This is a genomic window from Pseudomonas sp. TYF_14 (genome assembly GCF_043105275.1).
Classification (GTDB): domain Bacteria; phylum Pseudomonadota; class Gammaproteobacteria; order Pseudomonadales; family Pseudomonadaceae; genus Aquipseudomonas; species Aquipseudomonas alloputida.
The window spans coordinates 299,522-313,702 of sequence record NZ_JBICLK010000061.1; the positions used below are offsets into that span (position 1 = coordinate 299,522).

Annotated in this window: 14 protein-coding genes; 7 read left to right on the plus strand and 7 right to left on the minus strand. The window is 58.6% G+C overall.

The window, feature by feature from the left end; all coding sequences use genetic code 11:
* Positions 1–5: 5 nt before the first annotated feature.
* From ACF8O8_RS17605 to ACF8O8_RS17615, 3 genes are all read right to left on the minus strand, one after another.
* A complete protein-coding gene (locus tag ACF8O8_RS17605; protein ID WP_392510076.1) occupies positions 6–1,190 on the minus strand; it encodes a DUF1214 domain-containing protein in 1,185 nt (394 codons plus the stop codon).
* A 67-nt stretch (positions 1,191–1,257) separates the two neighbouring features.
* Positions 1,258–2,238 carry a zinc-binding dehydrogenase gene (locus ACF8O8_RS17610; protein ID WP_392510179.1) on the minus strand — a complete coding sequence of 327 codons (981 nt, stop codon included), beginning with the start codon at positions 2,236–2,238 and terminating at the stop codon, positions 1,258–1,260.
* A gap of 161 nt (positions 2,239–2,399) precedes the next feature.
* Positions 2,400–3,221 (minus strand): metalloregulator ArsR/SmtB family transcription factor, encoded by an 822-nt coding sequence (locus ACF8O8_RS17615; protein WP_392510077.1) that lies wholly within the window; start codon positions 3,219–3,221, stop codon positions 2,400–2,402.
* Positions 3,222–3,393: 172 nt separating this feature from the next.
* Here ACF8O8_RS17615 and ACF8O8_RS17620 point away from each other — a divergent pair, with 172 nt between their 5' ends.
* From ACF8O8_RS17620 to ACF8O8_RS17630, 3 genes are all read left to right on the plus strand, one after another.
* Complete coding sequence (locus ACF8O8_RS17620) at positions 3,394–3,993, plus strand: TetR/AcrR family transcriptional regulator (RefSeq protein WP_392510078.1); 600 nt, start codon at positions 3,394–3,396, stop codon at positions 3,991–3,993.
* Positions 3,994–4,039: 46 nt separating this feature from the next.
* A complete protein-coding gene (locus tag ACF8O8_RS17625; RefSeq protein WP_392510079.1) occupies positions 4,040–4,519 on the plus strand; it encodes a VOC family protein in 480 nt (159 codons plus the stop codon).
* Between the two features lie 99 nt (positions 4,520–4,618).
* Positions 4,619–5,656 carry a GlxA family transcriptional regulator gene (locus ACF8O8_RS17630; RefSeq protein ID WP_392510080.1) on the plus strand — a complete coding sequence of 346 codons (1,038 nt, stop codon included), beginning with the start codon at positions 4,619–4,621 and terminating at the stop codon, positions 5,654–5,656.
* On the opposite strand, the gene ACF8O8_RS17635 is transcribed toward ACF8O8_RS17630, so the two are convergent.
* Entirely contained in the window at positions 5,600–6,376 is a 777-nt protein-coding gene (locus ACF8O8_RS17635; protein WP_392510081.1) for an SDR family NAD(P)-dependent oxidoreductase, read from the minus strand. The genes ACF8O8_RS17630 and ACF8O8_RS17635 overlap by 57 nt on opposite strands.
* A 198-nt stretch (positions 6,377–6,574) precedes the next feature.
* Here ACF8O8_RS17635 and ACF8O8_RS17640 point away from each other — a divergent pair, with 198 nt between their 5' ends.
* Positions 6,575–6,898 (plus strand): 2Fe-2S iron-sulfur cluster-binding protein, encoded by a 324-nt coding sequence (locus ACF8O8_RS17640; protein WP_392510082.1) that lies wholly within the window; start codon positions 6,575–6,577, stop codon positions 6,896–6,898.
* A gap of 9 nt (positions 6,899–6,907) precedes the next feature.
* On the opposite strand, the gene ACF8O8_RS17645 is transcribed toward ACF8O8_RS17640, so the two are convergent.
* Genes ACF8O8_RS17645 through ACF8O8_RS17655 form a run of 3 tightly spaced genes read right to left on the minus strand, consistent with a single transcriptional unit; the run spans position 6,908 to position 9,546 of the window.
* Positions 6,908–7,837 carry an HpcH/HpaI aldolase/citrate lyase family protein gene (locus ACF8O8_RS17645; protein WP_392510083.1) on the minus strand — a complete coding sequence of 310 codons (930 nt, stop codon included), beginning with the start codon at positions 7,835–7,837 and terminating at the stop codon, positions 6,908–6,910.
* The gene (locus ACF8O8_RS17650) at positions 7,791–8,639 is read right to left on the minus strand and encodes a MaoC family dehydratase N-terminal domain-containing protein (protein ID WP_392510084.1); all 849 of its coding nucleotides are present in this window, start codon (positions 8,637–8,639) and stop codon (positions 7,791–7,793) included. The genes ACF8O8_RS17645 and ACF8O8_RS17650 overlap by 47 nt, the downstream gene beginning before the upstream one ends.
* Positions 8,640–8,655: 16 nt before the next feature.
* Complete coding sequence (locus tag ACF8O8_RS17655) at positions 8,656–9,546, minus strand: enoyl-CoA hydratase/isomerase family protein (RefSeq protein WP_392510085.1); 891 nt, start codon at positions 9,544–9,546, stop codon at positions 8,656–8,658.
* 413 nt (positions 9,547–9,959) lie between these two features.
* Between ACF8O8_RS17655 and ACF8O8_RS17660 the strand changes: the two genes are divergently transcribed.
* The 3 genes from ACF8O8_RS17660 to ACF8O8_RS17670 all read left to right on the plus strand — a co-directional run bounded on the left by ACF8O8_RS17660 (position 9,960) and on the right by ACF8O8_RS17670 (position 14,180).
* Positions 9,960–11,639: a DUF1302 domain-containing protein gene (locus ACF8O8_RS17660; protein ID WP_392510086.1), complete on the plus strand. Its 1,680-nt coding sequence runs from the start codon at positions 9,960–9,962 to the stop codon at positions 11,637–11,639.
* Between the two features lie 14 nt (positions 11,640–11,653).
* Positions 11,654–13,024 carry a DUF1329 domain-containing protein gene (locus ACF8O8_RS17665; RefSeq protein ID WP_392510087.1) on the plus strand — a complete coding sequence of 457 codons (1,371 nt, stop codon included), beginning with the start codon at positions 11,654–11,656 and terminating at the stop codon, positions 13,022–13,024.
* 103 nt (positions 13,025–13,127) lie between these two features.
* Positions 13,128–14,180: a WD40/YVTN/BNR-like repeat-containing protein gene (locus ACF8O8_RS17670; RefSeq protein WP_392510088.1), complete on the plus strand. Its 1,053-nt coding sequence runs from the start codon at positions 13,128–13,130 to the stop codon at positions 14,178–14,180.
* The last annotated feature ends 1 nt before the right edge of the window (position 14,181 follow it).

The window sequence follows — 14,181 nt, forward strand, 5'->3', positions numbered from 1 at the left end:
GCCTCCTACCAACGCCGGCGTAATTGCGCCCCGACGCGACGCACGCGCAGAGCCTCACTGCGCTCCACCGCAGTGACGCGCAATGTATCCAATGGCAAATGCTCGTCCAGGTCGGCCAGTTTGACTTTCTTCAGGGTGGGCGTGGGATGAGAGCTGCTGCGGTACCATCGCCCGATCAACATACCCTTTAGATTGCCGCCGGTATCCAGCCAGTTGGCAACGCCTGGGTCTTCGATGGATAGCACAGCGCGAAACTTTCCGTCGCCATCCACATGTGCTTGATGACCGTTGAGGCTGCTCTGGCGATGAACGAGTTCGACCTGGTTCCACAAGGCATCGACGACCTGAACGTTCCAATACACCAAGCGTTCCGGCAGTTCGGTTTCCAGAATCAGCGCCTCGTCAGGCTGCAAGTCGTAGGTGCATTCGTAATAGGCCTGTGGCCAGTCATCTCCGTTACCCAGCTCGGCAAAGGTGACCAACTGCATCTGGTGCGACGGGCGGCTGGTGCGGCTGTTGGCGATGATCCCTTGGCACAGTTGTGACAGACGCTTCACGTAACCGCCAAACAGCTCACGCAGTTGCTGGTCAATGGTTGCCACGCTCATGCGTGGTTTTAGCGGCTGCGCCCCCAGGCGCTCGATACACACCTTGACCTCGCGTTCATTCCCCCAATCGTAGGAAAACTGGCGCAACAACAGGAAGCGCGATTCGGGGTGCAGGTACAGCCAATTGCCCACGTAACCCTCTGGCCGCTCATTGCTCAAAATGACTTCAAAACTGCCGTCCTCGGCGATATCCAGCTGGTTCAGGTCGTAGTTGTTGAAGCCCGGCCCGGGTGGGCTGGCCATGCCGATCATGTGTTTGCCTGTGGCGAAGCCCGCCACCGGCACGTTGCCCCGGTTGCCTGACACCCGGTAGGTCCCCTCGCCGCTGACGGCACTGAAGTGATACACGGCGTCCGGATTAGGCTGTGCGAGGAACACCGAGTTCTCGAAGGGTGCCCAGTCGGGGTAATCGGGGTCTGCCTGGAAATACAGAAAGTAACCTTGCGACAGGTTCATGGCGAATTGGCGGTACAGTTCGGCACGCAATTGTTCGTCAAGGGGGTCCCACAGCTGTTGTTCGACTTCGCTGGCGGCTTTGAGCAGGTCGACGTAAGCCGCCCACGGTTGCAGGGAAGCATTCATTCAGTCACCTCCGGTGGAGCGCGTCTGGATCGATAGATGAAAGAGCAGCACTGTGACCGCCGGCGGTTCAGGCCCAGGGATGAATCATGACCTTGCATTGCCCGCTGGGTGCGCGCAGCGCTTCGAACACGGATGGCACTTGGTCCAGCGAAACGTGCTGGGTGATCATTGCCCGCGGCTCCAGCGCCCCACGCGCAAGCACCTGCGCCACATGCTGGAAATCACCCACGGTGTATGTGTTGGAAAAACGCAAGGTGATTTCCTTCCATACCGCTGTCGCGGGCACAAAGCTGTCCGCTGTCGTACAGAAGCCCAGCACCACAACGGTTCCGCCGCGGTTCACGGTTTGGATGGCTTCACTGATGCAGCCTGGTTGGCCCGCGCATTCGAGCACGATGTCTGGCGCTGCACCGAAGGTTTCGATTACCGCGGCATCAAGCGCTTGCCCCTGGCCTTTGACGATGAAGGAATCAGCGCCCATTTGCAGTGCCAGCGCCTGTCGGCGGGTTGAATTGGCGGCGACTACAATTCGGCCAGCACCCAGTTTTCGCGCAAAAAAAGTCGCGGCCAGTCCGATAGGCCCCGCCCCCAGAACCAGCACCGTGGCGCCAGGAGTGATCCCTGCCATGGCTGCACCATGGAGGCCCACCGCCATAGGCTCCAGCAGGGCACCGTCATCGTAGGTCAAGGAGTCCGGGAGCTTGATCGAGGTACGCTCGCTGACTGCGACATATTCGCTAAAACCGCTACCCAGTCCGCGGAACCCCGCACAATGGCTCGGGCTACCACGCTTGCACGCCAGGCAATGGCCACAACCGGTAAAGGGCAAGGCACTGATCCTGTCGCCAATCTGCAGCCCCTGAACATCCGCCCCGACGGCCACCACCTCACCTGCATATTCATGCCCAGGGATCGTGCCGGCTGGGTAGTCAAAGCCGGGAGAATGGCCCTCGGTCATGTGAAGGTCCGTGCCGCAGATACCGCAGCTGTGAACCTTCATGACGACTTCACCTAGGCCAGGTGCCGGATCGGGACGCGTCTCGATCACCAAGGGCTCGCCGGCTGCGTGAAACACCGCTGATCTCATTATTATTCTCCGTAGGTGAGTACGTTTGGCGTAGCAACCGACCATCTTCTTGATGACAGGCCTCAACCGCCTTGGAACAATAGTTCACCAGGAAACATTTAACGTCAACAGTTTTTTGAACGCTATTCGGATTTATCTAGCGCAGCGCGGCGTGCCAACTCGTCCTCCATCAGGCCGTGAAAATGCTGCAGCAGATGCGCTAACTGGGTCAGCGCGTTGGCAGTCAGGCGCTTGGCGGCGGCATGGTCGGCACCATATTCATGGTGATCAAGAATGGTTTTCAGCGTGCCATGAGCCTTGGTGGTCAACGCAACATGGCTGATACGACGGTCCTGCTGGGAAGCCGATCGGCAAATCAGCCCCAAATGCTCGAGATTGTTCATCAGTTTGGTGACTGCGCCCTTTGTCAGGCCCAGCCGCATCTGCAACTGCGAAGGCGTAAGGCTATGCCCAGGCGTCAGATTGATCGCATCCAGCAGCAGCAACTCACTGCCTTGCAGGCCATGACGCTCAGCGGTTTCCTTCAGCGCCCGTTCCACATGGCGCCCCATCAACAGCAAACGCTGGGTCACTGCGTAGACATTCGGATCCTGGCCCGGCCACTCCTGCGCCCAACGCAGCGCGGCCAAGGCGATTGCATCAGCTTCGAACGCGTGCGGCAGCCCTGGCTCGGTGCTGGGAGTCGCTGCTGTCAGCCCCCCCAGATAGCTCACCAACTCATCCAGTGCTCCGGGCCTTGCCGCATACAACGTACGCCGTCCATCACGCTGCTGAGACACCAGCCCAGCTTCGAGCAGCACCTTCAGGTGCTGCGATACAGCCGGCTGGCTCAGGCGTGATTCCTCAGCCAGCGTGGCGGTATAGGCAGGCTCCCGCACCAGGCTTTCATAGAGGGCTCGCCGGCTAGGGTCAGCAAGCGCTCGCAACTTTTCATCATAAGCCATGACTTATGTATCCTTGGACCTTGATTCCATAGCGCATTAAAAATAAGCATCGGCTTATGTGTCAATCCGTGCTCCGTAAATTCGGAGAGGATTTTCTATAAAGCTATTGAATTTATCGAGTGGAGTCGCTTACCTTGGTAGAACATTTCTAAACTGAGCGCGGATGCTTCAGATGCCGATCAAGCCCACCACCGGCAAATTCACAAAGCGCCGGTTGGAAATCCTCATGGCCGCCGCCTCGGTTTTCGCTGAAAAAGGCTTTCATGGGTGCCGGACCCAAGATATTGCGGACCGGCTTGAGCTCAGACAGGCCAGCTTGTATTACTACTTCCCCACCAAGGAAGCCGCATTGGAGGCGGTGTGTCTACACGCAGTTGAAACGGCCATTGCCCGTCTGGCGCAGATCACCGAAAACCCAAGCGCTTCTCTGGCAGACCGGATCCGCGGGGTTATCCACGCGTACCTGCATGACCTGCACGCCCACCGGGACTGCTTGATCGTGCTTGCGGAGCAACGCCGCTACCTCAGCGGGGATCAACAACAGGCTGTACGCGCACAATCGCGCCACTACCAGGCACTGCTCCAGCAGATGTTCGAGCAGGCGGCCGCTCAGGGATTGTTGGATCCAGCTATAGATTGCCCTTTGGCCGTGCGCGCTTTGATTGACCTCTGCCATTGCGCAGCCTTGAGGCTGCAGCGCGATACCCAGCAAGACGTCACCCACATCATCGATCAATACACGCGGCTATTCTGCTCAGGCATCGAGCATTGATGCGCATCCAGCCGTTTTTTCAGCGTTTGAACGAAGGATCAAGACAATGGAGTTCGACGGTAAGCTCTATCAGATCGGGGTCGTAGTGCGCGATCTGGAAGCAAGCATGGAACATTATCGAACCTTGTTTGGGCTCGGCCCCTTCCGCAGGCTCGACACCGATTACACCGGGCGTTACCGGGGCACCGAGCAGCGGATTGCCAACCGCAATGCGTTCGCACGCTGGGGCGATCTTTATCTGGAAATGGTAGAGCCTGGCAGCGGCCAGAGCAGCGCGTCCGAGTGGCTGCAGACCAGGGGTGAAGGGATTTTCCACCTGGGTTACGCCACAACCAATCTGGACCAGCGCCCAGGGGGTGCGCAGGTCTGCTTCGAGACCATCGACAACCTCAACTCACAAGGCCAGCCCGCCATCATCCACCTCGACACTGTCACTCAGCTGGGATACTTCGTAGAGCTGGCGGACGCACAGCTGGCCGAGAGGCTGGCGCAATGGATCGATGGCGGCGCGGACCTGACCGGTTAGTCACAGGGCGAGCAGTCGCTGCCAGCGCTGCAAAGGTGTGCCGGACACTGCGCCTGGGGCATACTCCGGCAGCGGCTTTCCTGATTCAAGGACCACTCCATGTCGGGTTTTGCAGTAGTAGGCATCACAGGCGCATACCTTTCCAGCCTGGGCGTATTCCTCGATGCGTTCCAGCTCATCGGCCGGCAAGTCGTGGAGCTTTATCGCACGCGCCAACCCATTAGCATGCAAACCCGGGTGCATTTGCTCACAACCGATGGGCGCGCTGCAAAATTGGCCGGTGGCCGCACCCTACCCTCAGACGGCGGGCTGGAAGCGGGCTTGCAATTCGATCTGATTCACCTACCCGCTGTCATCCTGGACGAGCAGCTGTCTCTCCCTGATTGGCTTGCCAAGCACAGCACCCTGTGTGAGTGGTTGATCCGCCAGCACGCCGGCGGCGCGCTGATTTCAGCCAGCGGTTCAGCGGTGTTCATTTTGGCAGAGGCAGGGCTGCTAAACAGCGGTACGGCCACGATAGGACGCACTCTGCTGCCACTTTTCCGACGTCGTTACCCCAATATTCGCCTCGAGCATCGCAGCGCCGTGGTCGAGCATGGCCGGGTAATTACTGGCAGCGGGCTGGCGGCGGACATGCAGTTGATCACGCGCCTGATCGAGCATGTTACAACGCCGGAACTGGCCCGCTGGTTGAGCGATGTGACGAGTTTGCATCAGGCGGCCGAAGACCATCTCGCTGACGACGCCCTCACCGCGAACGCCCAGTTGTGGTTGGAAGAGCGATTCGCCCAGGACGTACGCATTTCCGAGCTGGCCAAGGCCATGGCGGTCAGCCAACAGACAGTGTTGCGGCATTTTCAGCGGCATCTTGGCAGCACGCCACAAGAGTACGTCAGGCAACTGCGTATCAAATCTGCACAAGGCTTGCTTGTGCGCACCAGTCGCTCGATCGCGCAGATCGCCACCCTCAGCGGCTACAGCGATGTGCAGACCTTCCGTAAGGTGTTCAAGGAGTGTGCCGGTACCAGCCCGAGCCAGTACCGGACGCTCCACAAGAGCAACGCGAGCCTTCAGGTGCCATCAGCTGACCAAGAACCCTCCGTCAACGGCCAGCAGTTGGCCAGTGATGTAACGTGACGCAGGGCTGGCCAAGAACAAAGCTGCATTGGCGATATCCTGCACATCACCCATCCCTCCCAGCGGAATGCGCCCTTCACCCAGTATCGGCCCCTTGAGTTCAATGGCCGCCGATGCTGTGCGCGCCCCTGGCGTGGGGATACCGCCTGGGAGCACGGCATTCACCCGAATTCCATCCGGGCCGAATTCGAGCGCGGTGGTGCGCGTCAGGCTATTTACCCCGGCCTTCGTGGCGTTATAGGTGCCATTGTGATGCACCACAGCCTGCATGGACGAAACCGAAGAAATATTCACAATCGAGCCGCCTTTACCTGCTTTCATATGGCGGATCGCTTCGCGAAGGCACAAGAATGTTCCACGCAAATTGACGGCCTGCAGGCTATCCCAGAACGCCGTATCGACCTCCAGAAAGGGTTTCTTGGGAAAGATGGCCGCATTATTCACCAGCACGTCCAGGCCACCGTGTTGCCCGACCACCGCCTCGAAGAGCGCGATTACCTCGTGTTCCTTTGATACATCGACGGCCAAGGCATGCGCCTGCCCGCCAGCTTCGGTAATAGCGTCAGCGGTCAGTTGCGCTGCAGCTGCGTCCAGATCTGCCACGATCACATGTGCGCCGGCGAGGGCGAAGGTTTCGGCGATGCTGCGGCCGATGCCTGCACCGCCTCCCGTTACTACGGCAATACGATCATCGAGACGGAAAGCATTATCCTGCGTCATTGAAAATTCCTGCACAGTGGGTAGTAATGAGAGCCTTCACAAGGCAGCCCGCAATCGGGCCGGTTTGACAGCGGCCTATTTGGTCGTTCAGTATTTCTAACGTCGTTCCAAATAACATATCTTTGTCACACGTATTTCACAACGGTGCCGGAGCCTCGGATTGACCGGCCCCAGCCAAGAGGCGGCGAGAGAACAAGAATGCCTACGATCACCTTTATTCAACATGATGGCAGCGAACAGCGCGTTGAAGCCGATGTCGGCCAGTCCCTGATGCAAGTGGCCTTGAACAATGGTGTGCCTGGAATCCTCGGCGATTGCGGGGGCAATTGCAGTTGTGCGACCTGCCATGGCTATATCGAGAGGGCAAACTGGGCCGCGCAAATTCCTGAAGCCCAGCAGTATGAGCGCGACATGCTCAGCTGTGCCTCGGAAGTCACCGAGAACAGCCGCCTCACTTGCCAGGTCATTGTCAGCCCCGCTCTTGAGGGGCTGATCGTGCGGCTGCCAGCATCACAGTACTGAGGGGCGTTTTCAGCCCTCTCCCACTACTGCCAGCAGACTCCGCGCCCTGACAAGCACCGGCAGGTCGACCATGGCGCCATCAACTGAAACTGCCGCACCCGCTGATCGGCTGCAGGCTTGCACTACGCGCCGTGCCCAGGCCAGCTCCTCGCTCGAGGGCGTGAATGCCAGGTTAACCATGGGCACTTGGCGCGGGTGGATACAGAGCTTGCCAGCAAAGCCCAGTGCACGACTGCGCTTTGCCTCGGCAGCAATCACCTCGCTGTCATCGAGTATGACCGACACCCCGTCGATAGGCGCTTGCAGGCCAGCCACACGGGATGCAAGTACGATCTGAGAGCGTGAATACAGCAGGGCATCGTCTGTGTGTTCACACCCGACATCAGCCTGAAAATCAATCGACCCGAACGCTAGCCGTTCTACGTTCGCCCCTCTGGCGACGTCCATAACCTGCCAAACACCCAACGCGCTTTCAATCAGCGGCACGATGGGGGCGGTGGTAACCGCTGCCAATGCGCGCAAAGGCTCGATGGATTCCGCCTTGGGCAGCATGATGGCCTTCACGGACAGGCGGCGGATCAACTCAAGGTCTTCGGCAAACGCGTCTGAGCCCTGGCTATTGATGCGGACCATCACCTGCGCGCCCTCCTCGACCGCCCTTGCAATGTGCTCCCGTGCGGCCCCTTTGTTATCTGGGGCTACCGCATCCTCAAGGTCAAGAATGACCCTGTCGGCACCGGCCGCCAAGGCTTTGGCAAACCGCTCTGGGCGATCTCCAGGTACGAAAAGATAAGAACGCATATTCACCTCGTGCCCATTAATGTCATGACGATAACCAGCGCCCACAGCAGCACCCATATCAGGTCGGTGCACAGCGGTTTGCGCCGTTGCATCAGGCAAGTTCTGCTCGGGCGTCCATGCACAGGAAGCCTTGCTCATCTTCCGCCCACAAATGCACCCTATTGGCTTCAGCGCGACCACATAGGCGCAGCGGCCGCTGGTCAAACGAGGGGCGCATTGCGCGGAAGGAAAATGCGGTTACTTGTGCCTGCGGTAACTGATCGCGCAGCAGGTTCATGAGTAGCGTGGCGATCAATGGCCCATGCACCACCAGGCCGGGGTAACCTTCCTCTTCTGTGGCGTACGGGCGGTCGTAATGGATGCGATGGCCATTGAAGGTCAAGGCCGAATAACGGAACAGCAGAACCGGGTCCGGCACAATCTCTTTTATCCAGTGTGAACCTGTCGGTGCAGGCTGGGGCGTTGGGGGCCGGTCATCCGGACCAGGCGCATCGCGATAGACGATATCTTGCTCTTCGCGCACGCGCACTTCGCCTTCAACTGACAGCTCGTGCAACAGCTTGACGAACACCAGCTCTCCGCTGCGGCCGGCTTTATGCGTGACATCAGTGATTGTCGTAATACGCTCTACTTCAGATCCTACCGGCAACGGGCCATTGAAACTGAGCCGCCCCCCCGCCCACATGCGCCTGGGCAGGCTAACCGGGGGCAGGAAACCACCCCGTTGAGGATGTCCGTCGGCGCCAACATTCGATTGCCGCGCCAAGGGCAGAAAATACAGCCAATGCCACAGCGGCGGCACTTGAGCACCGCCATCATAGGCGTCGTCTTCGTGATCCAGTACCGCTGCGAGGGCGCGAAGAGGAACGGACGTCAACAAGTCGCGCTGGGTTTCCTGGCGACCGATCCATTGTGTGAGCAGCTTTTCATCGATAGGCACGCTAGCCGATCCTCATTCATTGGGCCTTTGTGTCAGCCAGGGCGCCAGTGTCAGGTGCCCCAGCAAGAAATCGATCCCGGCCATGGCGCAGCGCTTCGCTGGACATAAGCTGGTCGTACAAGCGTCGAGCGCAAGCGAGCCCCGCATCGAAGTCTGGGCTATCGACAGCCGCTTGCACGGCTTGCAGTAACGCGTGGGAGGCGGCATCGGTTCTGCCTTGCAACAACTGCCTCGCCTCTATCAGATCCTGCTGCAGGTCATTGCCTGGGATGGGCATGGAACGCACCAGTCTCTTTTTCAGATCGGCATAGCACAACGGTGAAGCCGCCATCTCGCTGGCCCAGGCACAGGCGCTCGAAACCCCTTGCCCGGGGTCGACGACGCGATCAAACAATGCTGTTTGATGAAACTCAGATACCTTTTCTCGCTGCCCTTCGAGCATCAACTGCACAGCAGGAACAATGCCCAAAAGGCGTGGCAGGCGCTGTGTGGCCGACAATGGCAGCGTACCCAGAGTGACTTCTGGCAGACCGACCCAAGCATCTTTTTCAGCAACGCGGTAATGGCTCGCCAGTACGGTTTCCAAGCCACCTCCCAAGGCAAAACCTTGCACAACTGCGATGACAGGCTTGCGCAAACGTTCGATGGCAGCGTGGATGTGGCTTGAAAGACCTGGAAGCGCACTGGCGTCGGGCGTACCAAATTCGCGAATATCGCCCCCTGCACTGAAGCCTCGCCCGCTACCGGTGATAACCACCGCCTTCACCTGCCGATCAGCGCCGGCCCATTGCAGCGCGTCGTGTAATTCACGGCGCATACGCAGGTTGAAAGCATTGACTGGAGGACCGTCGAGCGTCAGCAGAGCGACCGGACCTAGGCATTCCCTATGCACCATGGACTGTGGCATCACGCAACCCCGTATATTCATAATTACGAACGTCGTTCAGCATATTACCATTCATGGAACCATGGCAAGCGCCCACACCGCCTCCGTTGAGCTGCCTCACTCCGATTAAAACGACCGTATGAAATTAGCGCGCACAATCACTCTAGAGAGCTTGCACTGCATCCGGGTTACTCATATAAATGGTGTGCGTGTATGTGAACGTGATTCACAAAAAGACGTTTTGGACCATCAGGGATATAGCCGCGGGAGAGGAGCAAAATCAGAGCATTCGCCATGAGTCGGCTGCCTCATGGGTTAGAAAGCAGAGCTCCCGATCTTGCACAGACTTACGAGCGCGGGTCCTCTATGCCACTGCGCTTCGATTGAAAACAAAAACAACAATTCAGAGGGCACTTCAGATGGACAAAAGGAAAATGCTAGTTTCTCGCCCCCTCACTGCCGCGCCGATGATGCTTGCTGGCCTTTGCCTAGCCATGGGGGCCAGCGATGAAGCGTTCGCCTTCCGCATTGACAGCGGCATCCCCGACCTCAACATGAGCTTGGACACGACCGTGCGCTACAACCAGGGCTGGCGAGTCGATGGGCGGGACAATCACCTGGCTAACAACCCGAATTTTGACGAAGGCGACCGCTTTGCCGACAAAGGGGATGTGTTCCTTTCGCGCCTTGATCTGTTCAGCGAATTCGACCTGAACTGGCAGGACAAGTACGGCCTGCGGGTGAGCGGTGCGGCTTGGTACGACCACAATTTCCCCGACAAAAGCGAAAGCGCACCCGGCCTCGAAGGCGTAGCCAACTACCGCAACAATCGCTATTCGAGCGTGGTGGACCGCTACTACGCAGGCCCCTCGGCCGAGTTTCGTGACTACTTTGTATGGGGCAACTTCAACATCGGCTCCACCGAACTCAACGCGAAGGTGGGTAGCTTCGCCTGGTTACCGGGCGAATTCTTGTTCGGTAACGGCAGCAGTGTGTCGTACTCCATGGCCCCCAACGATGGCCTCCTGAGCGACCTCAGCCCAGGCGCCTCGGCCAAGGAGACATCGCTCCCGATCGGCCAGTTTGCAACCACTTGGCAACTGGTACCGGAACTCTCGTTGATGTTCCAGTACACCTATGACTATGAACCATCGCGGGTCTCGGAAGGCGGTACCTACTACGCCGTTTCCGATGGTGCCCTGCGCGGTCCGGACTTCCTGGCGCCAGGCGTAGCACGCCACGATGCAAAAGAAGGCGATAACGGGGATGTCTCCGTCGGCCTGCGCTGGTCACCTAGCTGGGGCCTGGATAGCAGCTTTGGCCTGTGGTACCGCAAATTTGACGACAAGAACGCCAGCTGGGCTAACCAGGTCATCGTATCCAACCCCCGGGCTCCGTATGCACGGGCTGTGTACGCGAAGGATATCGAGTTGTACGGCTTGACCTGGAACGGGGTGTACAAGTCGGTCAGCATCGGGGCCGAAGTCAACTACCGTACCAACATGCCGCTTAACACCACTGGCCAGACCTTTGTAGCGATCGGCCAGCCAGAGCCTTCCAACCTGGACGGTGCGCGCGGCGACACTGTGCATGCCCTGCTCAGCGGCGTGTTCACCATCAACAAAAATTCATTCTTCGACAACGGGTCTGTGGCCGCCCAGCTTGATTACATGCATCTGGTCAAAGTGACCGATAACAAGGCATTCTTCAACGCCAGTGACAGCGAGGGTGGGTCGGTTGCAGGGCGCTGCGAAGATAAAGAGCTGCTGCGTGGCTGTTCGACGCGCAATGCGGCGTCTGCAAGTGTCTCGTTCACACCGGTTTGGCAACAGGTAATGCCTAGCCTGGATGTGTCCTTCCCAATTTTCGCCACCTACGGCTTGTACGGTAACCCGGCTGCCCAGAACGCAGGTATCCCGCCAGAGGATTCCTACCTGGTCAAGCTGGGCCCACGCCTGGAGTATTTCGCAGGTTCCATGAAGCACCAATTTGACCTTGCCTATACCGCGCGTCATGGCCGTACCGGCAATATTGGAGGCGCCAATGCCTATTCCGGGTTGGGCTTCCTGCATGACCGCGACACGCTGATCCTTACTTACCAGACTGCTTTCTGATCGGGAGTTCCAGCATGAAAATAACTACCCCAACGCTGGCTATCGCCATCCTTTCAGCCAGTACCGCTCATGCAGCCGTTTCGCCGCAGGAAGCCGCCGAGCTGGGTAAGTCTCTCACCCCCTGGGGCGCCGAGATCGCCGGCAACAAGGACGGTAGCATTCCTGCCTATACCGGCGGGCTTCCCACTTCGACCAAGCCCGCAGGCTTCCAGCCTGATTCCGGGCACTGGGTCAATCCATTCGCCAATGAAAAGCCGCTGTATGTGATTACTGCGAAAAACGTCGACCAATACGCTGACAAGCTGTCCGAAAGCACCAAGGCGTTGCTCAAGCGTTTTCCCGATACCTATAAAGTTCCGGTTTACCCGTCCCATCGGACTGCGAACTATCCAGACTGGATCAACAAGAACAGTATCGCCAATGCCACCCGCTGCAAGACCACCAAGGATGGCCTGGCCGTCGAGGGCTGCTTCGGTGGCGTGCCATTCCCGATTCCCAAGACAGGTCACGAGGTCGTCTGGAACGCTCAACTGCAATACAAAGGTGAGTCCAACATCACCAAGGGTGAAGGTTGGTACGTTGACGCCAAGGGCAGCCGCGTTCTGACAGGGGGCATCAACAACCGTGGCGACGCGCAGTACTACAACAAGGATCTCGATGCCGACAAGTTCAGCTCCATTGGCACCTACCTGACCCAGTTGAACATTTACACTGCCCCTTCGCGTAACGTGGGCGAGGGTAACCTCCAGCGCTTCTATGTTGACCCAGTTGCAACGCCAAACCCAACCTGGGCTTACTCGCCAGGTCAACGTCGGGTACGCCGCTCACCGGATGCCGAGTACGATTTCCCGGTTTCCACATCGGGCGGTGCCATGCTTTACGACGAAATCTACGGCTTCTCGGGCAAGCAAGACCGTTACGATTTCAAGTATGTTGGCAAGAAAGAGATGATCATCCCGTACAACAATTACGACTGGGCGTCGACATCGCCGGATGACCTTCTGCAACCGAACCACCCGAACCCTGAGGCCATGCGTTGGGAGCTGCACCGTGTGCACGTGGTCGAATTGACCCTCAAACCTGGTATGCGCCATGTCCAGCCCAAGCGCACCCTTTATTACGATGAGGACATCCTCGGCGCCGGTATGACAGATGCCTGGGATGCTTCCGGCAAGTTGGCCAAGGGTGTCTACATGCCGGCCTACCAGATGTATGACAAACAGATTCCGCACACTTCGTCGACCTGGCTGTTCGACTTCGCTACTGGGGTTTACTACCACTCCAGTATCACCGGCGGTGCCCGAGGCGGCATCTTCCCGCAAGCCAAGATGCAACCTGTGCAGTTCTTCACTCCCGAATCGCTGGCTCGTCAATCTCAGCGTTGATGCACACGACAGCAGCAGGCTGACTTGCTGCTGTCGTTCAGCGTTCAAAGCGATCACCGGCGACACAACGTAGACCGGTGCTCGGCAACACAGGGAGAAAATAATGAAAGCGCTATTCAAGGTGCTGGCGTTGAGCGGTGGGATGTGCACTTGCATGGCCCCTGCCCTGGCCTTCACTGACCCGCTCGATCAGCCAGCGATGATGTCGGACCGGGCGGCTGGTTCGGCCCTTTATGGGCTCGCGGCAAGTGGCAACGCTCAGATTGTGGTAGTTGGCCCGCGCGGGCACATTTTGCGCTCAGCCGATGCCGGCAAGCGTTTCAGCCAAAGCAAGGTGCCACTTAGCAGCGACTTGACTGCCGTTTATTTCCCAACCGCTTCACAAGGCTGGGCGGTAGGCCATGACGGCGTCATCCTGCACAGTGAAGACGGCGGTGAGAGCTGGGTCCGCCAACTGGATGGACGGCAGATCGGGGAACTGGCGAGCCACTACTACGCAAAGCTGGCGGGCAGCAGCGAAGCCTTGGATCGCGCCAAGGAGAATGCTCAGACGCTGCAGCAAAGCGGGCCCGTTCGGCCACTCATGGATGTCTACTTCGAGGATGAGAAGACCGGTTGGGCTGTAGGCGCCTACAACCTGATCCTCCACACCACCGATGGCGGCGAACATTGGCTGCCATGGATGGAACGTACCGAAAACCCTGATGAATACTCGCTGCATGCCATCAGGAAAGTTGGCGATCAAGTCTACATTGTGGGCGAATTGGGCCTGCTCATGCGCCTGGATCGCGATCAGCAACGTTTCGTCAAGTTGGAAAGCCCCTACCCAGGTTCGTTTTTTGGCCTGACCGGTCGAGAAGGCTTACTGGTCATTTTCGGCCTTCGCGGCAACGCATTCATCAGCCGCGATGACGGCAGCTCCTGGGTCAAACTTGATACAGGTGGCAGCGAATCGATCAACGCGGGCACTGTGCTGGCAGATGGCCGAGTCGTGCTCGCTACCGCTGGCGGCAGCTTATTGGTCAGCAGCGCTGATGGCAGTCGCATCGTCAGCAAATCATCGGCTGGCCGCGCGCCCGTCTACGGCGTGACCTCAGCCAGCACCGGCCTTGTGGCAATTGGCCCTGATGGCGTACGGATCGTCGCTCAACCCTGAA

Bases quoted from the DNA above. Each gene is read 5' to 3' on its own strand.
- ACF8O8_RS17605 (WP_392510076.1), bottom strand. From the start codon at position 1,190: ATGAATGCTTCCCTGCAACCGTGGGCGGCTTACGTCGACCTGCTCAAA.
- ACF8O8_RS17615 (WP_392510077.1), bottom strand. From the start codon at position 3,221: ATGGCTTATGATGAAAAGTTGCGAGCGCTTGCTGACCCTAGCCGGCGA.
- ACF8O8_RS17620 (WP_392510078.1), top strand. From the start codon at position 3,394: ATGCCGATCAAGCCCACCACCGGCAAATTCACAAAGCGCCGGTTGGAA.
- ACF8O8_RS17625 (WP_392510079.1), top strand. From the start codon at position 4,040: ATGGAGTTCGACGGTAAGCTCTATCAGATCGGGGTCGTAGTGCGCGAT.
- ACF8O8_RS17630 (WP_392510080.1), top strand. From the start codon at position 4,619: ATGTCGGGTTTTGCAGTAGTAGGCATCACAGGCGCATACCTTTCCAGC.
- ACF8O8_RS17635 (WP_392510081.1), bottom strand. From the start codon at position 6,376: ATGACGCAGGATAATGCTTTCCGTCTCGATGATCGTATTGCCGTAGTA.
- ACF8O8_RS17640 (WP_392510082.1), top strand. From the start codon at position 6,575: ATGCCTACGATCACCTTTATTCAACATGATGGCAGCGAACAGCGCGTT.
- ACF8O8_RS17645 (WP_392510083.1), bottom strand. From the start codon at position 7,837: ATGAGCAAGGCTTCCTGTGCATGGACGCCCGAGCAGAACTTGCCTGAT.
- ACF8O8_RS17655 (WP_392510085.1), bottom strand. From the start codon at position 9,546: ATGCCACAGTCCATGGTGCATAGGGAATGCCTAGGTCCGGTCGCTCTG.
- ACF8O8_RS17660 (WP_392510086.1), top strand. From the start codon at position 9,960: ATGCTAGTTTCTCGCCCCCTCACTGCCGCGCCGATGATGCTTGCTGGC.
- ACF8O8_RS17665 (WP_392510087.1), top strand. From the start codon at position 11,654: ATGAAAATAACTACCCCAACGCTGGCTATCGCCATCCTTTCAGCCAGT.
- ACF8O8_RS17670 (WP_392510088.1), top strand. From the start codon at position 13,128: ATGAAAGCGCTATTCAAGGTGCTGGCGTTGAGCGGTGGGATGTGCACT.